We start from the raw sequence: 23,080 nt of genomic DNA, 5'->3' as shown, positions 1-23,080 counted from the left end.
GTCGGTGTTCAAGTACTCGGACATCCACGACATGACGTCGAACGTGCAGGACCATTACGTCTTGCACGGCCGACGGGGGGGCGAGTACCCGCCGCACGCGACCCACGCGCTCGAGTACGGGTAGGGCGTGAAAGGCCCGCAGTAGGCTCCGCGGAGCAGAGACACCTCGTTCGCCTACGACGCGAACGGCAACACCTGCGCGAGTGCCGGGACCCGGCGGACTCGCCTACTGCCTTGCGCCGGATCACACGGCAGGGGCCGCGAATCCTGCAGCGTCCACCGGATTCACGCAGGGTTGGTCGAACACGGCGCAGCACCTTGCATGTCGGCAGGATCAGTCGCCGATCTCGAAGTCGAGCCCGGCGAGGCGCGCGGGATCCATGACCAGGTCGATCGCCGTGATCTTGCCATGCGCGATTGTGAAGACGAACGCCGCGCGCACCTTGTCGTCAACCGCCCAGACGGCGCCCGGCTCGCCGTCGATGAGCGCGGGCGAAGCGCCGCGGGAACGGCCCTTGAACGCCTGGGCGATCTCAGCCGAACCACGAACCTCGGGAGCGAGGCGAGGCGCGCCGTGCTTCTCCCTCGCCGCTGCGGTGCGCACCGCCAGCTCGTCGGCGCGCAGCACGGCGTCGGGCGAGAGCACGGCGAGCAGCCCTTCGAAGTCGCCGTCGCGCGATGCGGCGAGGAATGCGCTGACGAGAGCGCGGTTGGGAGCTGCCGAGGGGGCCTCGGCGCCGCGGACGCGCCGGCGCGCGCGGCTCGCGAGCTGACGCGCGGCCGCAGGCGTGCGATCGACAATTGGCGCGATCTCCTCGAACGACAGATCGAACATGTCGTGCAGCACGAAAGCGACGCGCTCGTCAGGCGCGAGCGTATCGAAGACGACGAGCAACGCAGGACCGATGGCGTCCGCCAGTCCAAACTCGAGCTCCGGATCGCTGCCCGCCTCCGGCGGCTCCGGCGCACCCTCGGGCCGCGGTCGCCGCGCGCGCAGCATGTCCAGACAGACGCGCGCGACGACCGTGGTCAGCCAACCGTTCAGGTTCTCGACGCCGCGCGTGTCGGCTCGGCTGAGCTTGAGCCACGCCTCCTGCACGGCGTCGTCGGCCTCGCTGGCCGAGCCGAGCATTCGCTGCGCCACTGCCCGCAAACGAGCGCGGCTCTCCTCGAATCGCTCCGCCAGCCAGTCGCTCATCGGCTCACCAATACTTCTCGGTCGGACGGATTTCCACCGCACCGCCCAGCCGCGCGGCCGGGATCCGGGTGGCGAGCGCGGCGGCCGCCTCCACGCTCTCGGCCTCGAGCACGAAGAAGCCGGCGATCCCTTCGCCGAGATGAGTCCCGCTCTTGATTTGCGGTTTGCCGTCGCGCACCTGCACCGTCCTGGCCGCGCCAGGCAGGCCCAGCGGCAGCCCCGGCGTCAGCCCAGGTGTGTCGTTGAGCGCCGCGTAGTCCGCGTAGATCTCCTTCTGCTCCGCCTCCGGCAGCGCCTTCCAGCGCTCCGACCCGGGCAGCGGCGTCGTCCCCTGGTAGATCAGCAGCACAAATTTCATTTCCAGTCTCCTTTGGCGACATGACGAACGGCGAGGCAGGAATGTGACGGCGTCGACGCCACGAGCACCGTCGCGCCGCCTCCTCGGCCGCGGAGGGCTCGCGAACGCCCGTGCGATGCGCTGCGGTGCCTTGGTCCGTGCGTACATCCGCTCCATGTACGCCTGCGTACTGCCGCTCGGGACTGGCGCTGCGGCTCGCAAAGGAAATGACCTGTGACCTCGCGACCGCCGCGTACGCGCAGGCGACGGCGGCGGAGTTTTCGGCGCTGTGCTCGTGAGTCGACCCCTTCGTCGCGGCAGGGCGGGTCGCCTATTCGCCGCAGGCGGGTGAGGCATGCCTCCGCGCGCTCGAGGCTGCGCCGTGTGACGGGCTGGACCACGCCGAACTCGCCGAGCCCGCCTGTCGCGCCGCCGTCACGGGGACGGTCGCGCCGAACGGCTCCTGCCGCATCGACGAGGAGTGCCTGGGCGGCACGTGTCATCTCACCTCCAGCTGTTCGGGGTGGTGCGCGAGGGACCTCGCCGAGGGGGAACCTTGCATGTCGGTCATGCAGCAATGTGGCCCCGGCCTCTGGTGCGACGAGCTCAAGAACAGCTGCGTCCGGCAGTCGCCGGGCGCGGCCGGCGCGCCATGCGACGGGGCCTCGCCCGAGTGCGACGTGGGGCTCTATTGCGATGCCGGGGTCTGCAGAGAGAAGCTCGCCGCGGGCGGAGACTGCACCGACACGCTGAGTGCGTGCGCCAGGGGGACCACCTGTCTGGTGGCCACGAACAGCTCGCTCTGGTGCGTGCCCTACGCAGGGCTCGGGGAGGCCTGCGATCCGCGGTGGAGCTGGCCGTGGTGTGCCCGCGGGACGTACTGCGACGGCACGACCGCCCGGTGCGAGGCCGACAAGCTGCCGGGAGGCAGCTGTGCCGACTCGGACGAGTGCCTGAAGGGCTACTGCGACTACGCGACTGCCCGGTGCGTCGCGCTGAAGGCGGCGGGTACGCCGTGCACCGCGCATCGCGAGTGCGCGAGCGGGTTGTGCGACAGCGCGTCCCTCGTGTGCAACGACTGGCTGACCTTCTGCGCACCGTGACGGGTCTCAGCGCGACGCGCGTCGGTGACTCGGTCCTGCAGGAGGCCCGTTGACGGGCAGCTCCAGGCCGAAGATCCTGGGCGCGGGTGGTCCGCTGGGCGGCGGCGGTGCCGTTCGCTCGGTCGGGCTGCGACGCAGCCCAGGGTCTGGCGTCGACACACCTCGGACTCGATACTCCCACCTCGACGGCAGGTGACGCACAAGGGTTCGGCCGGACCTGCGGACGCGTGGATTGTCGACCCGCCCCCGGGTCACGTGTGCCCCCGGGACCTCTCGCACAGCATTTTCACGGCGCTACGCAGTACGGCGGCGTTGTGGATCATTTGTGGACAAAGGAACTCATCGCGAAACTCGCCGGGAGCGTGCCCCACCCGAGCCGACGCTCATGGACGAGCCGCCGGTGGTCGTCGAGCTCGCCAGCGGCGCGCGAGCCCATGGCGCGAGGCCGCGCGCCGCCGAACCGTCCGGGTCGTCTACCCGGACTCGCAGTGGACCCGGGTCGAGGCGGCGCCGGGGCGTGTGCGCAGCTCGCGTCCACCCGCTCACCTCATGTCACGCCGGGTGGGAAGGCGCACTCACCGTTCACGCATCCGTTCCGTTACAGTGCGCTCACCCTCGGTGACGACCGCGCTACGCGCGCGGGCGCGCCGCCCCGACCGCCGCCGTCCGCCTCCCGGAGCGCTCTCGTGAAGAAGGCTCTTCTCCTGTCCCTCCCGCTCGCGCTCGCCGCGTTCGCCGCCGGTCACGTCGCCGGGCGCCGCTCCGTCGTCCCCGGGCTGCTCGACGCGGCCCGGCCGGCGGGCCCCTCCGTCGCCACGTTTCGCGGCGGCGCCGTGGGGCGCGCCGACGTCGAGGCGCTCCTCGCGCGCCACCCCGAGGCGTTCCGCGCCCAGCTCCGCTCCCCGGAGGCGCGCAAGGCGCTCGTCCAGGATCTCGTCCGGCGCGAGCTCCTCGCGCGCGAGGCGGAGCGCCGCGGGCTGCAGCGCGATCCCGAGTTCCTGCGCCGCTACGAGGAGGAGCTCGCGCGCGCGCTCCTGGAGAAGGAGGTCGACGCGCCCCAGCGCGACGCCGAGCCGACCGACGCCGAGCTGCGGGCGTTCTACGACGAGCACCGCGCGTCGCTCGCCCGGCCCGAACGCGTGCGCCTCGCGGCCGTCTCCTGGCTCGCGCCCGCCGGCGACGCCGCCCGGCGCCGCGAGAAGCGTGCCCGCGCGGACGCCGCGCTCGGGCGCCTCCGGGGCTCCAAGGATCCGTTCCTCTTCGGCGACCTCGTGCGGACCGAGTCCGAGGACGCCGAAGCGAGGCGGACTGCGGGGGAGCTGCCGCCCCTCACGCGCGAGGAGCTCGCGCAGCGGCTCGGCGCCGAGGTCGCGACCGCCGCGTTCGGCGACGAGGCGCCCACCGGGGTCCTGCCGCGGGTCGTCGAGACCGCGGGCGGGGTCCACGTCGTGAAGCTGCTCGGGCGCGAGGCCGGGTACGCCCCGGCGCTCGAGGAGGTGCGCGACGCGATCCGCGCCCGCCTCGTCTCGGAGCGCCGCGCCGCCGCGCGCGCGGCGTTCCTCGAGCGGATCTGGAAGGACGCCGCCGTCTCGCTCGACACCCAGGCCATCGAGCGGCTCTCGGTTCCGTGAAGCTCCCGGAGAAGAACATGCGACGCGCCATCACCCTGGCCCTCGTCCTCCTCGCGGCCGCGTGCAGCCGCGGCGCGAGGCAGGACGCGCCCGCCGGGCGCACCGACAAGCTCGTCCGCGCGCGCAGCGCGGTCTCCGGCCAGTACCTCGTGGTGCTCGACGACGCGGTCGCCCCCGCGGACCTCGCCGCCGCGGCCGCGGACCTCGCGCGCCGGCATCACGCGAGCGTCCTCCACGTCTACGGCGCGGCGCTCCACGGCTTCGCCATCCGCGCGTCCGCCTCCGACGCGCAGGCCCTCGCTTTGGAGACCCGGGTGCGCTTCGTCGAGGAGGACGGCCGCGTGCGGGCCGCCGCGGTCGCGACGCCCGGGCCGGTGCCGAGCGTGCTGGCCACGACGGCCACGCCGCCCGTGACCGGCGCCGGCGTGGACCTGTTCGTCCTCGACACCGGCGTGCGCCTCGACCATGTGGCCTTCGGCGGTCGCGCGACGGCCGAATGGCCAGCCGGCAGCGACGGCGCGGACTGCAGCGGACACGGCACCTGGGTGGCAGGCCTCGCCGCGGGGACGCCGTACGGCGTCGCGCCGGGGGCGCGCGTTCGTTCGGTGAGGATCCTCGGGTGCGACGGGGCGGGCGAGGTCTCGACCCTCGTCGCCGGCCTCGACTTCGTCGCGAGGAACCGCGCCGGCCCCGCCGTGGCGCTCGTCGCTTCGGCCACGGGGCCGTCGCCCGCGCTCGACGCCGCCGTCGCCCGGCTCGTCGAGGTCGGCCTGCCCGTCGTCGCCGCCGCCGGCAACGCGGGGGCCGACGCGTGCGAGGAATCCCCGGCGCGCGCCGGTGGAGCGATCACTGTGGGCGCGGTCGGCGCGGCGCCGGGCGGGGCGGCGACGCCCTGGACCTCGCTCGCGCTCTCGAACGGCGGCCCTTGCGTGGACCTGCTCGCCGAGGGCGAGCAGCTCTCCTCGGCGTGGAACCTGGACGCCGCGTCGACGTACGCGATGAGCGGCACCTCGGGCGCCGCGGCGCGGGTGGCGGGAGCCGCGGCGCTGATCCTCGAGCGCCGTCCCGACGCGACCCCGGCCCAGGTGGCCGCGGCGCTCGTGGGCACCTCGCGCAGTGGCGGGGTGGAAGATCTCGCCGCCGGGACCCCCGACCGCGTGCTGGACGCCGAGCGCGTGCGGACGCCGGGACCGCCGGATCGGACCGCCCCCACCACCGCCATCGTCGTCCCGGCTCCCGGCGCGACGCTCGGCGGGATGGTGAGGCTCGAGGCGACCGCGTCGGACGACGTCGCAGTGACGAAGGTGGAGCTCCTCGTGGACGGCGCCTGGGTCGGGGCGGCGGACGCGGCGCCCTACACGGCGCCCTGGGACACGGCCCGCGTCGCGAACGGTCCGCACACCGTCTCGAGCGTCGCCTACGACGCGGCCGGAAACGTGGCGGCGAGCGCGCCGGTGGAGGTCGTGGTCGAGAACCCCGGCTTCGCCATCTTCGACGCGACCCTCGGCGCGCCCCGCTGCGCCGCGCCGGGCCCGGTCTGCGACACGGGGCCCGTCGTGCTCGGCCGCGGCCAGGTCGGCCCGGAGCGGAACGCGCCCAACACCATTCACTCTATGTGCGTGGACGGCGCGGGCGGCGCCTTCCACCTCGACGAGTCCATCGACGCGATCCGCATCTCCACCCCGGACGGCGGCGCGCTCGCGGTGGGGAAGGCGGCGGAGATCCACGTCGGCGTCTTCGCGTACGCGGACTTCGCGGCGGATGCGCTCGACCTGTTCGCGGCGCCGGACGCCGCCGCTCCGACATGGCGTCACCTGGCGACGCTCCCGCTCGCGAAGGCGGGCGCACAGGAGCTCGTGTACGTCACGACGCTCGAGCCGGGCGCGCACCAGGCCATCCGCGCCGCGCTGCGCTTCGGCGGGCACGAGGCCCAGCCCTGCACGGACGGCCTCTACGACGACCGCGACGACCTCGCGTTCGAGGTAGCCGACGGCGAGGCGGACCGCACGCCGCCCGAGGTGGCCGTGGTCGAGCCGACCACGGGCACGACCGTGGGGGGTCGCGTGACGCTCGCGGCGACCGCCACCGACGACCGCGGCGTCGTCGGTAGCGTCGAGTTCCTGGTGGACGGAGCCCGCGTGGGCTCCGCGGACGCGCCGCTCTCCAGCACGACGCGCTACGAGGTCGCGTGGGATGCGTCCGGGGCGGCGGACGGCGTCCACTCCCTCGTCGCCCGCGCAGTGGACGGCGCCGGGAACGTGCAGGACAGCGCGCCGCTCTCGTTCCGGGTCGGCGACGTAGAGCCGCCGCAGGTCGAGCTCGTCGCGCCGGCCGCGGACGCGTCGGTGCGCGATGTCGTGACGCTCGAGGCCGCCGCGACCGACGACCGCGGCGTCGCCGAGGTCGCCTTCCTCGCGAACGGGGCGGCCGTCGGCTCCGCGACCGCGGCGCCGTGGCGCGCCACCTGGAGCACCGCCGCGTTCTCGCGCGACGTGGTGCTCGTCGCGCGAGCGCGGGACGCGGCCGGCCACGTGACGGAGAGCGCGCCGGTGCCGGTGTACGTGGACCGCCAGCCGCCCTCGGTCGCGGTGACTTCCCCGCAGGACGGCGTCGTCGTGAGCGGCCAGCTCGAGGTCGTGGCGAGCGTCTCGGACGATCGGCGCGTCCGCCGGGTCGAGCTCCAGGTGGACGGCGTGAAGGTGGCCGAGGACGGCCAGAGCTACCCCACCTCGACGATGAGGCTCGTCTGGAACAGCGGCACCTTCGCGAACGGAGTGCACGCGCTCGTCGTGGTCGCCGAGGACGCGGCGGGGAACGTGACGCGGAGCGCGCCCGTCTCGGTGGAGGTGAACGACGCGACCGCGCCGTCGGTGGCGATCTCCGCGCCCGCGGACGGCGCGAGCTTCCGCGCGCCGTTCGACCTCGTCGCGACGGTGACGGACGACGGGATCGTCGCCCGCACCGAGGTGTCCGTGGACGGCGCCCTCGTCGCGACCGACGCGACGCCCCCCTACGTCACGACCGTCGACACCGCGTCGCTCGAGGAGAGGGAGCACAAGCTCTCCGTGACGGCGCTCGACGGCGCCGGCAACACGGCGTCCAGGGAGATCGCTTTCTGGGTGGACCGCACGCCCCCGACGGCGGAGCTCGTCGCCCCCGCGGCGCCCGCCACGGTGAGCGGCACGTACGTGCTCGAGGTGCGCGCGGCGGACGCGCAGCGGGTCGCGCGCGTGGACTTCTACCTCGGCGCGGCGGTGCTCGGGAGCGTCGCCGAGGCGCCGTACCAGCTCTCGTGGGACACCGCTGCGTTCGACAACGCCGACCTCGACGTCACGGCCATCGCCTACGACGCGGCCGGCAACGAGGCAGTCACCGGCACGGTGCGCGTCACGGTCCGGAACCGCACCACGGCGGACCCCGACGCCACGCGCGGCGCGCCGGCCTGCGCGCTCCCGGCCTCCTCCTGCTTCTCGGGCACGCTCGTCGAGAGCCGCGCCACGATCGAGGGTCGGCCGGAGCGCGGCGCGCCGAACACCCTCGACGGCTGCCCGGACGGCGCCGCCGGGAAGTACCACGTGGACGAGTCGGTGGACGCAATCACGGTCCGTACGCTCGACGGCGCCGTCCTCGCGCCGGGCAAGCCGGTGCAGGTGGACGTGCGCGCCTTCGTGGTCTCGCCGGAGCTCGACCGGGTGGACCTCTATTACGCCGCGAACGTGAACGATCCCGCCTGGACGCCCATCGCCACGCTCGCGCCGCCCGCGGCGGGGCTGCAGACGCTCTCCGCGACCTACACGCTGCCGACCGGCCCGCTCCAGGCGGTCCGCGCCGTCCTTCGCTACGCCCAGTCGTCCGCGAGCGCTTGCTCGGACGCCACGGTCGCGGTCTACGACGACCGCGACGACCTCGTCTTCGCGGTCTCGGAGCCCGGGGTGGACGCGACGCCGCCGCTCGCCTCCATCGCGACGCCGCCCGCGGGCGCCGTCGCGCACGGCGAGCTGCCGGTCCGCGTCGCCGCCTCGGACGACCGCGGCGTCGCCTACGTGGAGCTCGCGGTGGACGGCGCCGTCGTGGCGAGCGACACATTGGCGCCGTACGAGCTCGCCTGGGACTCGAGCCTGCACGCGGACGGGCTCCACGCGCTCACCGCCGTCGCCCACGACACCTCCGGCAACGTCTCGACGAGCAACCCGGTCTTCGTGACGGTGAGCAGCGCGCCCAACGCGGCGCTCGATCCGGCGCGCTCCGCCCCCGCCTGCCTCGTGCCCACGAGCTTCTGCGACACGGGCGCGCTCGTCGCGGGGCGGGACACGCTCGGCCCCGAGCCCTACGCGCCGAGCACCATCGCCTCGTCCTGCCCCGACGGCGACGCGGGCGCCTACCGGGTGGACGAGTCCATCGAGCGGATCGAGCTCCGGACCGAGGACGGGCGCGCGCTCGCGCCGGGGGTCCGGGCGCGCGTGGACGTGACGGTGTTCGCCGCGCACCCGTTCGACGGCGACGCGCTCGAGCTCTACCACGCGACTCGCGCCGGCGCGCCCGCCTGGCGGCTCCTCGCGACGCTCCTGCCGGCGCGCGCCGGCGAGCAGGTGCTCTCGACGACGCTCGTCGTGCCCCCCGCCGGCCTGCAGGCGCTCCGCGCGCGCTTCCGCTACGGCGGCGAGCCCGGCGCCTGCGGAACGACGGTGGTGTGGACGGAGGTGGGGGGCGTGCGGACGCGCCGCGTCGTCTCCGGCCTGTACGACGATCACGACGACGTGGTCTTCGCCGTGCCGTTCTCGCCCAACGCCGCCCGCGACCGGGCCCTCGGCGCGCCGCGCTGCGCCGACCGGCGGTTCTACTGCGACAGCGGGGCGCTCCTCGACGGTCGGGGGAGGCTCGGCCCGGAGGACGATCCTCCGAGCACGCTCGCCCGGAGCTGCGACGACGGCGCGGCCGGCGCGTACCACCAGGACCCCTCCGTCGACGCCATCCGCCTGTGGGTCCCCGACGCGACGCCGCTCGCCGCAGGGAAGGAGGTCCAGGTCGAGGTGGACGTGTTCGGCGCCGACACCTGGGCGTCCGACGCGGTGGATCTCTGGTACACCGCCGACGCGCTCGCGCTGCGGCCGGCCTGGACGCGCGTGGCGGCCCTCGTGCCGGCGAGCGCAGGGCCGCAGTCGCTCGGGGCGACCTTCGTGCTCGAGCCGGGCACCGTCCAGGCGGTGCGCGCCATCTACCGCGACGCCTCGGCGCCGCAGGAGGTCTGCTCGGTCGGGCCCTTCGTGGACCACGACGACCTCGCCTTCGAGCTCGCCCCCTGACGACCGCGGGCCGCCCGCGCGCCGGCGCGGCGCGGGCGGTCAAATGTGGACCCGTTCCGTCAGGAAATATCCAAGGAAATTCGCGGACCTCCCCTTGACGCCCCGAGCCGGTCGCTGCTACGACCGCGCTGCCGCGCGCCTTTTCGTCACCCCCAGGGAGGCACCGAAATCCCGATGTACAAGATCGTTCGCCGCGAAGCGTTTTCCGACACGACCTTCCTCTGGGAGGTCGAGGCCCCCGACGTCGCCGCCTCCGCCCAGCCCGGCCACTTCGTCATGCTCCGCCTCCGCGAGGGTGGCGAGCGCATCCCGCTCACGGTCGCCGACTACGACCGCAAGGCGGGGACCATCACGATGGTCGTCCAGACGCTCGGCAAGACGACCCGGGAGATGATGACCGACTTCGCGCAGGGCGACAGCTTCGTCGACTTCGTCGGCCCGCTCGGCCTGCCGCAGCACATCCAGAAGTACGGGCACGTCGTGCTCGTCGGCGGCGGCCTCGGTGTCGCGCCGGTCTACCCGCAGCTCCGCTCCTTCAAGGAGGCGGGGAACCGCACCACCGGCGTCATCGGCTTCCGGAACAAGGACCTCGTGTTCTGGGAGGACAAGTTCAAGAAGTACTGCGACGACCTCGTCGTCTGCACCGACGACGGCTCCTACGGCAAGCCCGGCTTCGTCACCGCGGCGCTGAAGGAGATCCTCGAGAAGGACAAGCCGGACCTCGTCGTCGCCATCGGGCCGCTCCCGATGATGAACGCCTGCGTCGAGACCACGCGGCCGTTCGGCGTGAAGACGATGGTGTCCCTGAACGCCATCATGGTGGACGGCACCGGCATGTGCGGCTCCTGCCGCGTGACGGTGGGCGGCAAGGTCGCCTTCGCCTGCGTCGAGGGGCCGGACTTCGACGGCCACAAGGTGGACTTCAAGGAGCTCCTCTCCCGCCAGAAGCGGTTCAAGAGCCAGGAGCAGCGCGCCAGCGAGGACTACGCGCACGTCTGCAACCTCGAGAAGCAGCTCTTCGAGGAGAACAAGAAGAACTACCGCAAGATCAAGGACCTCCTCCCGAAGCAGACGCACATGCCCGAGCGCGACGCGCTCGACCGGTCGCGCAACTTCAAGGAGGTGAACCTCGGCTACGGCCTCGAGGACGCCCTCCAGGAGGCCGAGCGCTGCATCCAGTGCGCGAAGCCGACGTGCGTCTCGGGGTGCCCCGTCCAGATCGACATCCCGGGCTTCATCAAGCACGTCGCGATCCGCGACTTCGACGGCGCGCTCGAGGTCATCAAGCAGGCGAACGCCTTCCCGTCGGTCTGCGGCCGCGTCTGCCCGCAGGAGTCGCAGTGCGAGGCGCAGTGCGTGATCGGCAAGAAGGTCGAGTCGGTCGGCATCGGCCGGCTCGAGCGCTTCGTCGGTGACAACGCGACGCCGAAGCCCGTCGCGCCCCCGCGCTTCGCGAAGAAGCTCGGCAAGGTCGCCATCTGCGGTTCCGGCCCCGCCGGCCTCTCCGCCGCCGCCGACCTCGTGAAGTACGGCGCGGACGTGACCATCTACGAGGCGCTGCACGTCGTGGGCGGCGTGCTGCAGTACGGCATCCCGCCGTTCCGCCTCCCGCGCGACATCATCGCTCGCGAGGTGAAGCAGCTCGTCGACCAGGGCGTGAAGATCGAGACCAACAAGGTCATCGGCAAGACCTTCACCGTCCCGCAGCTCATCAGCGAGAAGGGCTACGACGCGGTGTTCCTCGGCGTCGGCGCGGGCGCGCCGGCGTTCATGAACATCCCCGGCGAGTCGGCGAGCCAGGTCTACTCGGCGAACGAGTTCCTCACCCGCGTGAACCTGATGGGCGGCAACGTCTTCCCGTTCAAGGACACGCCCGTCACGCTCGGCAAGAGCGTCGCCGTGGTCGGCGCCGGCAACACCGCCATGGACTGCCTGCGCGTCGCGAAGCGCCTCGGCGCGCCGACCGTCCGCTGCGTCTACCGCCGCACCGAGGCGGAGGCGCCGGCCCGCATCGAGGAGCTCCGCCACGCGAAGGAGGAGGGCATCGAGTTCTTCTTCCTCCACGCGCCGGTCGAGATCTACGCGGACGCCGACGGCAACGTGACGGGCATGAAGGTCGAGGAGATGGTCCTCGGCGAGCCGGACGAGAAGGGGCGCCGCAAGCCGGTGCCGACCGGGAAGTTCAAGGACCTCGACTGCGACACCGTCATCGTCGCCCTCGGGACCAAGGCGAACCCGATCGTCACGCAGTCCACCCCGGGCATCGCGCTCAACAAGTGGGGCAACATCGCCGCGGACGACGGCCAGCTCGACTCGACGCAGTCGACGAACCTCCCCGGCGTGTTCGCGGGCGGTGACATCGTCACCGGCGGCGCGACGGTGATCCTCGCCATGGGCGCCGGCCGCCGCGCCGCGAAGTCCATCGCGACGTACCTCTCCAGCGGCAAGAAGTGGCCGCTCACCAAGGAGGACGTCGCCGCGTTCAAGCCGATGGCGCCGCTCCCGGAGACCGCGCGCTTCGCCGGCGCCTCCGCCGCGGCGGGCGCGCTCGAGACCCCCGGTCCGACCTGCCCGAAGTGCCACCGGCCGGTCGAGGGCGACGAGGCGTACGTCTGCTGCGCCGGCTCGACGCTGCAGTGGCGCTGCGACGACTGCGGCAAGGTGAGCGAGGGCTTCGCCTTCCCGTACGGCATGTGCCCCGCGTGCGGCGGCAAGCTCGCCGCCCTGGAGCGCGGCAAGGTCGAGGACGCCGCGGCCCAGGACGCCATCCGCGTCGCGTTCGAGATCGAGCTCGGCGGCATGGCGTTCTACAGCCGGGCTGCCAAGGAGACGCCGGACGCCGGGCTGAAGGCACTGTTCGGGAAGTTCGCCGCCATGGAGCAGGAGCACATGGCGACGCTCTCGCGCCGCTACCACGCGGACATGCCCGCGCCGTCGGCCGACTTCAAGGTCGAGCGCGCCGCGATCTACGCGGGCATCGCGAACCGCCCGGAGGATCCGGCGAACCTGTTCCGGATCGCGATCGCCTTCGAGGAGCGCGCGGTGAAGTTCTTCACCGAGCGCGCCGAGAAGACCGTGCCGGCCTCGGCGGAGCGCCAGCTCTACAAGGAGCTCGCGGCGGAGGAGCGGGAGCACGTCGACCTGCTCACCACCGAGTTCGAGCGCTGGAAGCTGGGCAAGCCGGGGCTCCTCTAGCCTCGTGACGGACGGGCGGTGCGCGGGAGCTCGCTCTCGCGCACGCGCCTCGCACCTCGACACCGTGCGGCGGGCCGCCCTCGCGAGAGGCGCGGCCCGCGCCGTTCGTGAGGCCCGCTGACGGGCGACGGGCGCGCCGCGCGCGCGTGGCCGAACGCCGCGGGGATCCCCAAGCTAGATGGGAACCCTCACGTGGAGGACTCCCGCGGCGGCGGACGATGTCGCGGCCGACGTGCGCGCCAGGCGCGTCCGCCGTGCGAGCGGGATCCTGCGTCCAGGGCGAGCGGCCGTCGCCTCGAGGGGCGCGGCCCGTGCTGGCCCCCTGTCCTCCTTCGCCGCCGGGGCTCCCCTCCCTTTGCTCCCGCCGCGCGGGAGGGCAGGGGGACGGTACAGCGCCGGTGCCGTCGCGACCGCCGTGAGGAGCCGCCTGGCTCCTCGCGAGGCGGGGCGGCCAGCCCGGTTCGCTGGGCGTGGCGACGCGAGGGGAGGGCGCGGCGAGAATCCGCGCACCTGCGGCGCACTCGCGCATAACCTGCGCGGAGTCCGCGGAAAGTGGACGGCGCGCGCACCGAGATCCTCGGCAGGTCCGAGCCTCCGGACTCTCCGGGCTCCTGCTCCGCGAGGACCGGTCCAGCGCAGCTGATCTCACGCAAGACCGCGAGATCCCGGGCGAGGCATGGTGCTCCTGGGGGCGGGGACGCGGCAGGGAGCCGCAGCGGGCGAGCGTCCCGGCGACCGCTCCCGCGCGGATTATTCCTAGCGATCCCGGCGTTCTGCCGGTGGCCCGAAGATGGCAGGGACGCCACGTGGCCGTCGCGGCCGTGCCGCGATGGCCTGGGCTCACCTGTGGGGCCCAACCCGATGTTCGGGTCGCCCGCTTCCGGCGGGAGATCCGGCGTGTCGCCGGATCGTTTCGGAGGGTTCGCGTCGATGAAGAGGCTCCTGAACCAGCTCGCATCCCTGAAGCTCGCCGTGATCCTGCTCGTGCTGCTGCTCATCGGGCTCGCGGCGGGGACGATCATCGAGTCGTCGAGGGGCGCGCCCGTGGCGGCGCGGACCGTCTATTACGCCTGGTGGTTCCTCGCGCTGCAGGGCCTGTTCGCGGTGAACCTCATCGCGTCGATCCTGTCGCTCGCGCCCTGGGGCAAGCAGCGCATCGGCTACCTCATCACCCACACGTCGATCATCGTCATCTTCCTCGGCGCGGGGCTCACCTACTTCTTCAAGACCGAGGGGCAGCTCGGGCTGTGGGAGGGGCAGAGCGCCGGCGAGATCGCCGCCCTCGACGCGAACGGGCAGCCTTCGGCGGCGCACGAGCTCCCGTTCCTGGTGAAGCTCGACGACTTCGAGGTCGAGAACTACCCCGGGACGATGCGGCCCTCGCAGTTCCGCAGCCGCATCCACGTCACCGACCGTGAGACCAAGGAGACGTTCGCGGCCGAGGTCTGGATGAACCACCCGCTGCACTACCGCGGGTACAGCCTCTTCCAGTCGAGCTACCAGCAGGATCGCGACCCGCAGACGAACGAGGTCACCCGGGAGGCGACGGTCCTCTCCGTCTCGAAGGACCCGGGCCAGAACCTGGTCTTCGTCGGCTACGCGTTCCTCGTGCTCGGCATGATCGTCGTGCTCGGCACCCGCATGGCGGAGGCGAAGAAGCGCGGTCAGCTCGAGCGCATGCTCGCGGGCGACGACGCCGGCAGCGCGCGCCCCTCGGGCCGCGCCGGGAAGACCGCCGCTGCGATCGCGCTCGCGCTCTTCGCCTCGGCCGGCTCGGCGCAGGCGCCCGCGCCCGCGCCCGCGGCGATGGACGGCTGGGCCAAGGTCGACGCGATGCGCCGGCTGCCGGTCCAGCACGACGGGCGGACCATGCCGCTCGACACGCTCGCCCGCGAGGCGGTCTGGAACGTGACCGGCTCGTACACCTGGAACGGCGAGGACCCGGTCGTCACCGTCGCGCAGTGGCTCTTCGACCCGATGCGCGCGGCGAACACGCCCCTCGTCCAGCTCGGCAGCCCCGAGCTCGCGGTCGCGGTGGGGCTCCCGGGCGGCACGAAGTACGCCTCCTTCGCGCAGCTCGTCTCGAGCCAGCGCGTCCTCGGCATCATGCAGCAGGCGCGGCAGGCGGCGATGTCCGACCGGCCGCGCACGGGCGTGCTCGCGCAGGCGGAGAAGCTCGAGGAGCGGCTCGTCTGGATGCAGGGCTTCCTCGAGAAGGACAAGCTCCGGGCCATCCCCGTGGCGGGCAAGCCCCGCGCGCGCTGGGGCGTGCCGCAGCCGATGAGCACCGTCGACGACCTGGTCGCGCTCTCCACCGGGCCGCGCCTCGACGGCTGGCCGTCGCCGCAGGCGATCGACCGGGAGATCCTCTACAAGAAGGTCCGCGCGACGCGCGTCGCCTGGATCATCCTCCTGGGCGCGCTGGTGGTCTCGCTCGTCGCCTGGAACCGCAAGTCGAAGCTCCTCGAAGGCCTCGCGTTCGCCGGCCTCCTGGGCGGCTTCGCGGTGATGACCTGGGGCATCGCGATGCGCTGGGCGGTCGCCGGGCGCATCCCGGCGTCCAACATGTACGAGTCGCTCTTGTTCCTCGCGTGGGGCGTCGGGCTCTTCGCGGTGGTGGCGCTCCCGGTGCTGCGGAACCGCCTCGTCGTCCTGAACGCCAACGCGATGGCGGCGCTCACGATGGGGCTCACGGACCTCCTGCCCATCGACCGCTTCATCCACCCGATGCCGCCGGTGCTCTCCGGCACGCCGTGGCTCGCCATCCACGTGCCGATCATCATGATCGGCTACTCGGTGCTCGCGCTCGGCGTCGTCATCGCGCACATGCAGATCGGCTTCACGATCTTCGCGCCGCGCCGGACGGATCTCACCGTCCGCATGTCCGACCTCAACTACTGGTACATGCTGGTCGGCTCGATCCTGCTCATCGCCGGCATCCTCACCGGCTCGGTCTGGGCGGCGTCGTCGTGGGGCCGCTACTGGGGATGGGATCCGAAGGAGGTCTGGTCGCTCGTCGCGTTCCTCGCGTACATGGCGATCGTCCACGGGCGCTTCGACAAGCTCATCGGCCAGTTCGGCGTGGCGGCGCTCTCCATCATCGCCTTCCAGACGATCCTCATGACCTACCTGGGCGTGAACTTCGTGCTCGGCACGGGCCTGCACTCGTACGGCATGGGCGATTCTCCGGTGGTGAACTGGATGATCATCGTCGCGCTCGCCGAGGCGGCGTTCGTGACCTGGGGCTTCCTCGCGCACCGCAAGCAGGAGCAGGCGCTCGGGACGTCCACGGCGGCCTGAGCCGCTCGCCAGCCTCGCCTCGTCCAAGGGCCGGTCCGGGTGCTCCGGGCCGGCCCTTCTCGCGCCCGGCGTCCTGCGGGGCCGTCACTTTCGGTGCGTTCACCCGGGGCCTGTCGAGCAGCCTTCGAGGGTGAACCCCGTGAAGGGAGCGGCCAGCGCACGACTCCGCACACACCGTGCGCGAGGCAAGCGACCGGGCAGGCCATCGCTCGAAGCTCCGGTGAGCGGGATATGGATCGGGCGCTCGCATGGGGGCTGTCATGCGATTTTCCTGTCATCGCTGCGGCGAGCGCTTCGCGACGTCGAGCGAGCCCGTGGCGGGCTGCGTCTATCAGGTGCCGTGCAGGTGCGGGCACAGCACCTTCGTGCTCTCGTTCGACCCGACCATCGCCGAGCCGCCGGAATCCAGCCCGCCGCGGTCGCCGCTCGCCATGGAGCGGATGACGTGGATCGCCATCGGACCTCCGCTTCCACCGAGCGTCTCGGAGGATGCGCCGTGGGTGGAGCCCCTCTCCGACGACTCGGTCGAGCCGCCGCGCCTCGCGCAGCGCGACCCCGACGCGCCCCCGGAGGAGGCGGACGCTCCGGTCCCGCCGGCTCCCGTGCCGTTCGGCGCCGCCGCGTGGCGCTTGATCACCGAGGGTTCCTCCCGCGGCGCCGTCGTGGCCCTGGGGCTGCGCGCCTGGCTCGTCGCTCGCGCGCACCCCCGCGCGACCCTCGCCGCGTCCACCGCGGGCGGCGCCCTGGTGGCGGCGGCGACGGTCGCCGCCCTGTCGACGGCCCTCGCGGCCGGGGCCGCGCCCGCCAGGACCCCGGCGGCGAGCCGGGAGCCCGTGGCGGCGCTGGCGGTCGTGGCCGGAGGCGGCGCACCGACGATCGCGGCCGCCGAGGCTCGTGCGCTGCCGGCGCCCGCCTCGCCCGCGCCGACCCCGGGCAGCGCGGGGCGGTCGCAGCCCACGCCGCGCCGCGACGGGGCGAGCGCCGGGTCCCGCGAATCCGCTCCAGTCGCCGCGGCGGCGACGCGCGAGGCGGCTCGCCCTGCCGAGCTCGCCGCTTCTCGCCCCGAGGACAGCAGCACCGCGGCCGAGGAGGCCGAGGCCTCCGGGGAGCCCGCCGCCGGTACGGTGGAGGACCCGTTCGACGCCGTCTTCGATGCCCTCGTCGAGGCCCCCGTGCCGTCGCGCGAGGCCACGGAGCCGGCGCCCGAAGAGGCGGACGAAGCGACCGCGGCGGCCGTCGCCACGGAGGCGCTCCCCGCTGCGCTCGAGGGCGGAGAGGTCGCGACGCGCGTGCCTGCCGTGGCGGAGCAGGGCACGCCGGCGGACTGACGCTCCCTCGAAAGCGAGAGGCCCGTCCCCGGGCATGAATGCCGCTGGGACGGGCCTCTCTGAGTGGCGCGCGGTACAGGATTCGAACCTGTGGCCTTCGGCTCCGGAGGCCGACGCTCTATCCAGCTGAGCTAACCGCGCTTGCGAGCCGCCGTATCTAGTGCAGGTGGGGCGGAAAGGCAAGGAGTTCGCGGCGCTGCGTGATCGCGCGCGATCCTCTCCGGAACGGCACCCGGGGCCGGGGCGGGAGGGGGGACTCCTCGCAGGCGCGGCAAAATGACGCGGTTCCGCCTTGAAGTGCCCGGACCCACATGGTAGCAAAACCGACCGTGCAAGAGATCAACTCGCTCGAGCAGCTCCTCAAGCTGACGGCGGTCGCGGCCGCCGCCATCGCCGCCCTCATCATCATCTGGTACCTCGTGAAGCGGCCGCCGCTCGGGCGGCTCACGAAGGTGCTGCTGCTCTTCGGGCTCGGCGTGATGCCGATCGGCGTCGCGCTCACCGGCAACGTCTCCGGGTTCGAGTACACGCTGAAGCGCGAGTTCTGTAGCTCCTGCCACGTGATGCTCCCGTACACCGAGGACGCGGCGGACCCGAGGTCGAACAGCCTCGCGGCGATCCACAGCCGCAACGCGACCTTCGGCGGCGAGAGCTGCTACACGTGCCACGCCGACTACGCCCTGTTCGGCGCGATGACGACCAAGCTGAACGGGCTCAAGCACCTCTACTATTACATCACCGAGTACGCGAGCTCGGGCCCCTACGGCGAGAAGGGGCCGCGCATCCACCTCTACAAGCCGTTCAAGAACGGGAGCTGCACCCGCTGCCACTCGACGACCGCGCCGAACTGGCTCGCTCGCGAGGAGCACGCCGGGATGATCGAGGACCTCCGCAAGGGCGACGCGGGCTGCATCGACTGCCACGGCGGCGCCCAGGTCCACCCGCGCTCGTTCAACCACGGCGGCAACGGCCGCGCGCCCACGGCGTCCGCCGCCGGCGAGAAGAAGGAGTAGCGCCGTGATCGGACTCTCGAAGATCACCGTCCGCCGCCTCGTCAACGTCTCCGCGGTCCTCACGCTCGTCGCGCTCGGCCTCATGGTCGCCGGCCTGTTCTGGCCGTCGCCGCTGCTGCTCGTCCTCGCGATGAGCCTCGGCCAGCTCTTCGGCACCTCCTCGCTGGCGCTGTACCTCCTCGCGATCGCGCTCGACCTCCAGGGCGTCGGCGAGGACGAGGCGCTCGGCGGAGGGGACCGCCCGCAGTCCTGATGCAGCCACAGGCGCCAGGCGTCGGCCTGGGCTCAAGCCTCACGGACGGCCGCCCCGCGCACGCGCGGGAGCGGCCGTCGGCGTTTCAGGGCGAGACCCCGACCCCGACCTCGACCCCGACCTCGAGACTTCTGACCGCCGCCGCGACATCGCCGCCCGCCGGACCGGAAACCGCGACCTCCAGAAAGAGAACGGCCGCCCGCGCGTCGAGCGCGAGCGGCCGTTCGTACGACGACTTCTGGTGGCGCTAGCCGATTCCCACGCAGACGCAGTTCATGCCGGTCGTCGGATCGCAGCGCTGGGTCGTGTTCGCCTGGTTGACGCACACGCCGTTGCAGCAGCCCGGCGTCGGCGAGCACGCCTGACCGAGCGGCGCGCAGACCGCGGGCTTGACGCAGACGCAGCTCGAGCCGTCGGTGCAGGGCTGCGCCGTGTTCGACGCGAGCGCGCACACGTCGTCGGTCGCGCAGCATCCCGAGGTCGTGTTGCAGGAGGTGCCCGTGTTGGCGCAGACCGGCGCCTCGCAGGCGCCCGTCGTCAGGTTGCACGACAGGCCCGTGCAGCAGTCGCCGTTGGTCGCGCAGGGCAGCGCGACCCCGGAGCAGCTCGGGGGCGGGACGGCGCACACGCCACCGAGACACTGCTCGCTGGGCGTGTTGCAGCAGTCCGCGCTGGCGGCGCAGGCCTGGCCGGTGGCCGCGCAGAGGGTACCGGTCGTGCCGCAGGTTCCGGCGGTCGCGCCCGGCGGGATGTCGCAGGAGAGCCCGGAGCAGCAGTCGCCGCCGACGGTGCAGCTCGCGGAGGTGCCCTGGCACGGCGTGCGGCAGACGCCAGCGTCACACGTCCCGGAGCAGCACTGACCGTCCGTCTGGCAGGTGTTGCCATTCGGCGCGCACGCGTTGCAGGTCCCGGCGACGCAGGCGCCGGGGCCGCCGCAGCAGCCGGTCGTGTTCGCCGTGCAGGAAGCGCCGTCCAGGATGCACTGCGGCGGCGGCGGCGCGGTGTCGGTGCAGAGGTAGCCGATCTCGCTGACGAGCTGGCAGGTGGTGCCCTCGCAGCAGCTCGTGTCGCTCGTGCCGGTGCAGAGCGTCCCGCGCGGCTTGCAGGAGTTCGTGTCCGCGCAGCGGAGCACGCCCTGGGAGTCGGGCACGCAGGGCGCGAACCCGCAGCACTGGTCGCGGAACTGGCAGATGTCGCCCGGCGCCATGCAGCAGAGCGGGTTCGACCCGTCGTAGCCCGTCGGGCAGTTCGTCCCGGTGCCGCCGCCCGGCGGCGAGCCGAAGCAGCGCGCGACGTTGTTCATGTCGAGCTTGCAGACGAGCTTGCCGCTCCCGTTGAACTTCACCCCGGTCGCTCCGTCGGGGACGCAGCAGTTCTGGGAGGCGTTGTCGCCGAAGGCGCCGCAGATGTTCCCCGGCGGGTTGCACGATCCGCCGTTGTCACAGGTGTGATCGGCGGGATCGCAGTGGATCGCCTGCGAAGGCGCGACGAGCTGGTTGATGTTGCAGCACGAGGCGTCGCCGTCGCAGTAGTTGCCCGTCATGCGGCAGCCGCCGGCGGGCTGGCACACCCGCGTGCCGCTGCCGAGGTCGACGCACTTGCGCGTGCAGCAGTTCGAGTCGTTGTCGCAGGGCACGCCGTCCTGCGTGCAGCCGCCCGGCGCGTCCTCGCAGCGGCCCGGGGCTCCGCCCGTCGCGCTGCAGAGCCCGGAGCAGCAGTCCTCCGTGCGCGTGCAGAGGTCGCCCGGGGCGTGGCAGGAGTAGGCCGCGGCGCAGGTGCCGCCCTGGCAGTTGCGCGAGCAGCACTCCAGCGCCGCCGTACAGGCCTCACCGAGCGTGGTGCAGGTGTAGCCGGTGCTGCCGGAGGGGAGCTTCGCGCAGGTGAGCGTGCCGTTCAGGAGCTCCGCGTACTCGGAGCAGCACTGCGACGCGTCGGCGACCGCCGTCCCGGCCTGCTTGCAGACGGTCTGGGAGCACGCGCCGCCCGTGCAGGTGCGTGAGCAGCACTCGCCGGCGTTCGCGCACGCCTGGCCCGGCTCCTTGCAGAACCCCGACGGAGCGCACGCCCCGTCGACGCAGTTCGCGGAGCAGCACGCGCCGTCCTGCGTGCAGGCGACGCCTTCAGCGAAGCAGCCGGGCGTCGTCGGCTCCGCGCACTTACCGGCAGTGCACGTGCCCGTGCAGCACTCGCTCGGCGCGGCGCAGCTCGCGCCGAGAGCGAAGCAGCCGCCAGGACCGGGGGGCTCGGTGCAGATGCCCGAGCCGCACGAGTTCGAGCAGCAATCCGAGGGGGCCGTGCAGGGCTGGGCGACCGCCTTGCAGGTGCCGCCGCAGACGCCGCCCGGGCAGGTGTTCGAGCAACAATCGGCCGGGCCGGCGCACGCGGCGCCGTCTGGCGAACACTGCCCCGCGGGGACGCAGACGCCCGCGCCACCGCAAGTGCTGCCCGCGCAGCAGTCGGAGGCCGCCGTGCAAGCGGCGTCTAGTCCCTTGCACGAGGTACTGCCGCCGCCACCGCCGGAGCTGCAGGCGAGGATGAATGAGGTGAGGGCAGCGACGAGCAGCCCGAGCCGAGCGTGTCCGCTTCGCATGAAAGCCTCCTGGACGACCAGGCGAGCAACCTGACACAGCTCTGTGGAGATTTCCATTTGGTGTCAGGTACTTCCGTGTGCGGACGGGTAGGCGATGGGTCTCCAGGGTGCCATCTCTGCGGGGGGGTGGGTTTCTTGACCCCCTGCGCGCAGGGCTGCTACTTATGAGCGGGTTTTTCCGGAAGGTGGGGGGTCCACCTCCGTGTGAAGGTGGGGGAGCATGGCTATCCGGGCGATCGCGGTCGAGGACGACGAGGCGGTCTCTAGGCTCATCGCGCAGGTTCTCACGTCGCACGGATTCGAGGTCTGCGGCACCGCGGCCACCGGAGAGGACGGGGTGACGCTCGCTCGCCGGGAGAAGCCGGACGTGGCGCTCGTCGATCTCGGGCTTCCGAAGATGAGCGGCGAGGACGTGATCGCGACAATTCGCCACGAGCTGCCCAAGACCGCCTGCATCGCGCTCACCGCCGTCGACATCCCCGCCCGCGTCCTCGGCGCCATGCGCGCCGGCGCGGCCGGCTACATCCTGAAGCCCTTCCACGCCGCCGAGCTCACCCGGGCGGTCGAGGACGTGCTGACCGGCGACGCCGCGCCCATCAGCCCGCGCGCCGCGAAGGTGCTGCTGTCCGAGCTGCGCGGCGATCCGCCGGACCAGAAGGCCAAGGACGGCCCGGCGCTGTCGAAGCGCGAGCTCGAGGTCCTCCAGCTCCTCGTGCACGGCCACACCTACGCCGACGTGGCGCAGGCGCTGGGCATCGCCGAGGGGACGGTCCAGACCTACGTGAAGCGGATCTACGAGAAGATGGACGTCTCCACGAAGGCCGAGGCGGCGCTCCTCGCCGTCGCGCGCGGCCTCGTGAAGCCCTGATCCCGGGGCCTCGCCCGGAGGTTCGGCCCCTCGCGCCGCGATGAAGTAGGCTCGCGCGGGGGTTAAGTAGGTCGTCTCCTTCGGCGAGAAGGGGCGGCGGTCGGCGCGCGCCGTGGCTCGGCGCGCCTTGACTTCGCCTGATCGACCCCTATAATGAGGCCCTTTTTTGGTCTCGGGAAGCGTTGTAAATGCGCGTCAACATTGACGAAATCAAGGAGGCCGGACTCCGGCGTAGCTGGGACGTGGCCCGCGAGCAGGTCGACGAGCTGGTGTCGGGAGAACGCGCGGGATATCGCGCGCGTGGCCCTGCTCACGTGGAGGCGAAGCTCGACAAGATCGAGCGGCGCGTCCGCATCGACGGGCACGTGAAGGCCGAGCTCTCGGCGGCGTGTGGCCGCTGCCTCGGCCCCGTCTCCATCGACGTCCCGGTCGACTTCGAGGTCACGCTCGTCCCGGCCGACCAGTACGGCGACGAGGCGCGCGCTGCGAAGGACTCGAACACCGGCCCGACCGCCGGGAGCTTCGATCTCGATGATGCGGAGGAGGACACGTACTCGGGCAAGACCATCGATCTCGACCCGATCCTCCGCGAACAGCTCCTCCTCGCGCTGCCGGGGTACCCGGTGTGCGGCGAGGGCTGCAAAGGACTCTGCCCCGTGTGCGGGGCCAATCTGAACGATCGCGAGTGCGGCTGCGATCGCCACGTTCCGGATCCGCGCTGGGCGGGCCTCAAGAACGTGAAGCTTTAAGCGGCCGCACGAGAAGCCAAAGGAGCACGCCGTGGGTGTCCCGAAGAAGCGTACGAGCAGCATGCGCCGCGACCGCCGTCGCGCGGCCAATTTCAAGATCAAGGCCGCGAACGTCACGAAGTGCCCGAAGTGCAAGGAGCCCGTGCTCTCGCACCGCGCCTGCCCGTCCTGCGGGACGTACAAGGGCGAGCAGATCACCGAGGCGACGTAAG

At 72.7% G+C, this 23,080-nt stretch carries 15 protein-coding genes and 1 tRNA gene; 11 read left to right on the top strand and 5 right to left on the bottom strand.

Features of this window, described 5'->3' with window-relative positions; translation table 11 throughout:
- Positions 1-334 precede the first annotated feature (334 nt).
- A complete protein-coding gene (locus MLV88_RS04780; protein ID WP_242336838.1) occupies positions 335-1,198 on the bottom strand; it encodes a sigma-70 family RNA polymerase sigma factor in 864 nt (287 codons plus the stop codon).
- 4 nt (positions 1,199-1,202) lie between these two features.
- Positions 1,203-1,547 carry a YciI family protein gene (locus MLV88_RS04775; RefSeq protein ID WP_243336956.1) on the bottom strand — a complete coding sequence of 115 codons (345 nt, stop codon included), beginning with the start codon at positions 1,545-1,547 and terminating at the stop codon, positions 1,203-1,205.
- Positions 1,548-2,095: 548 nt separating this feature from the next.
- Here MLV88_RS04775 and MLV88_RS04770 point away from each other — a divergent pair.
- The 5 genes from MLV88_RS04770 to ccsA all read left to right on the top strand — a co-directional run bounded on the left by MLV88_RS04770 (position 2,096) and on the right by ccsA (position 16,067).
- On the top strand, positions 2,096-2,638 hold the full coding sequence (locus tag MLV88_RS04770) for a hypothetical protein (protein WP_242360262.1): 543 nt from the start codon (positions 2,096-2,098) through the stop codon (positions 2,636-2,638).
- Between the two features lie 686 nt (positions 2,639-3,324).
- On the top strand, positions 3,325-4,269 hold the full coding sequence (locus MLV88_RS23960) for a peptidylprolyl isomerase (RefSeq protein ID WP_308197116.1): 945 nt from the start codon (positions 3,325-3,327) through the stop codon (positions 4,267-4,269).
- Between the two features lie 17 nt (positions 4,270-4,286).
- Entirely contained in the window at positions 4,287-9,572 is a 5,286-nt protein-coding gene (locus tag MLV88_RS04760; RefSeq protein ID WP_242360263.1) for an Ig-like domain-containing protein, read from the top strand.
- A gap of 174 nt (positions 9,573-9,746) precedes the next feature.
- Positions 9,747-12,767, top strand: coding sequence for an NADPH-dependent glutamate synthase (gltA, locus tag MLV88_RS04755; protein WP_242336847.1), 3,021 nt, complete (start codon positions 9,747-9,749; stop codon positions 12,765-12,767).
- A 930-nt stretch (positions 12,768-13,697) separates the two neighbouring features.
- On the top strand, positions 13,698-16,067 hold the full coding sequence (gene ccsA, locus MLV88_RS04750) for a cytochrome c biogenesis protein CcsA (RefSeq protein WP_242336850.1): 2,370 nt from the start codon (positions 13,698-13,700) through the stop codon (positions 16,065-16,067).
- Positions 16,068-16,398: 331 nt separating this feature from the next.
- Here ccsA and MLV88_RS23955 read toward each other — a convergent pair whose 3' ends face one another.
- A complete protein-coding gene (locus MLV88_RS23955; RefSeq protein WP_255821625.1) occupies positions 16,399-16,524 on the bottom strand; it encodes a hypothetical protein in 126 nt (41 codons plus the stop codon).
- A 43-nt stretch (positions 16,525-16,567) separates the two neighbouring features.
- Here MLV88_RS23955 and MLV88_RS04745 point away from each other — a divergent pair, with 43 nt between their 5' ends.
- Entirely contained in the window at positions 16,568-17,395 is an 828-nt protein-coding gene (locus MLV88_RS04745) for a hypothetical protein (RefSeq protein ID WP_242336853.1), read from the top strand.
- 64 nt (positions 17,396-17,459) lie between these two features.
- Here MLV88_RS04745 and MLV88_RS04740 read toward each other — a convergent pair.
- A tRNA-Arg gene (locus MLV88_RS04740) sits at positions 17,460-17,536 on the bottom strand.
- A 188-nt stretch (positions 17,537-17,724) separates the two neighbouring features.
- On the opposite strand from MLV88_RS04740, the gene MLV88_RS04735 reads away from it, so the two are divergent.
- Both MLV88_RS04735 and MLV88_RS04730 read left to right on the top strand, forming a co-directional pair.
- A complete protein-coding gene (locus MLV88_RS04735; protein WP_242336856.1) occupies positions 17,725-18,408 on the top strand; it encodes a NapC/NirT family cytochrome c in 684 nt (227 codons plus the stop codon).
- Positions 18,409-18,412: 4 nt separating this feature from the next.
- Positions 18,413-18,661 (top strand): hypothetical protein, encoded by a 249-nt coding sequence (locus MLV88_RS04730; protein WP_242336859.1) that lies wholly within the window; start codon positions 18,413-18,415, stop codon positions 18,659-18,661.
- Positions 18,662-18,908: 247 nt separating this feature from the next.
- Here the strand turns inward: MLV88_RS04730 and MLV88_RS04725 are convergent, their stop codons facing one another.
- Positions 18,909-21,251, bottom strand: a complete 2,343-nt coding sequence (locus MLV88_RS04725) for a hypothetical protein (protein WP_242336862.1) — start codon at positions 21,249-21,251, stop codon at positions 18,909-18,911.
- Between the two features lie 220 nt (positions 21,252-21,471).
- Between MLV88_RS04725 and MLV88_RS04720 the strand changes: the two genes are divergently transcribed.
- The 3 genes from MLV88_RS04720 (at position 21,472) to rpmF (ending at position 23,079) form a co-directional block, all read left to right on the top strand.
- The gene (locus MLV88_RS04720; RefSeq protein WP_242336865.1) at positions 21,472-22,119 is read left to right on the top strand and encodes a response regulator; all 648 of its coding nucleotides are present in this window, start codon (positions 21,472-21,474) and stop codon (positions 22,117-22,119) included.
- A 188-nt stretch (positions 22,120-22,307) separates the two neighbouring features.
- A complete protein-coding gene (locus MLV88_RS04715) occupies positions 22,308-22,868 on the top strand; it encodes a YceD family protein (protein ID WP_242336868.1) in 561 nt (186 codons plus the stop codon).
- A 31-nt stretch (positions 22,869-22,899) separates the two neighbouring features.
- Positions 22,900-23,079, top strand: coding sequence for a 50S ribosomal protein L32 (gene rpmF, locus MLV88_RS04710; RefSeq protein WP_242336871.1), 180 nt, complete (start codon positions 22,900-22,902; stop codon positions 23,077-23,079).
- Position 23,080 lies beyond the last annotated feature (1 nt).

The organism is Anaeromyxobacter soli (assembly GCF_022808855.1).
Lineage (GTDB): Bacteria > Myxococcota > Myxococcia > Myxococcales > Anaeromyxobacteraceae > Anaeromyxobacter > Anaeromyxobacter soli.
This window is presented reverse-complemented; position numbering and strand designations above follow the sequence as displayed.

What these genes read in the sequence shown, in the direction of transcription:
- gltA (WP_242336847.1), top strand. Translation starts at nt 9,747, where the DNA reads ATGTACAAGATCGTTCGCCGCGAAGCGTTTTCCGACACGACCTTCCTC.
- MLV88_RS04725 (WP_242336862.1), bottom strand. Translation starts at nt 21,251, where the DNA reads ATGCGAAGCGGACACGCTCGGCTCGGGCTGCTCGTCGCTGCCCTCACC.
- MLV88_RS04715 (WP_242336868.1), top strand. Translation starts at nt 22,308, where the DNA reads ATGCGCGTCAACATTGACGAAATCAAGGAGGCCGGACTCCGGCGTAGC.
- MLV88_RS04760 (WP_242360263.1), top strand. Translation starts at nt 4,287, where the DNA reads ATGCGACGCGCCATCACCCTGGCCCTCGTCCTCCTCGCGGCCGCGTGC.
- MLV88_RS04720 (WP_242336865.1), top strand. Translation starts at nt 21,472, where the DNA reads ATGGCTATCCGGGCGATCGCGGTCGAGGACGACGAGGCGGTCTCTAGG.
- ccsA (WP_242336850.1), top strand. Translation starts at nt 13,698, where the DNA reads ATGAAGAGGCTCCTGAACCAGCTCGCATCCCTGAAGCTCGCCGTGATC.
- MLV88_RS23955 (WP_255821625.1), bottom strand. Translation starts at nt 16,524, where the DNA reads ATGGCGATCCACGTCATCCGCTCCATGGCGAGCGGCGACCGCGGCGGG.
- MLV88_RS04770 (WP_242360262.1), top strand. Translation starts at nt 2,096, where the DNA reads ATGTCGGTCATGCAGCAATGTGGCCCCGGCCTCTGGTGCGACGAGCTC.
- MLV88_RS04780 (WP_242336838.1), bottom strand. Translation starts at nt 1,198, where the DNA reads ATGAGCGACTGGCTGGCGGAGCGATTCGAGGAGAGCCGCGCTCGTTTG.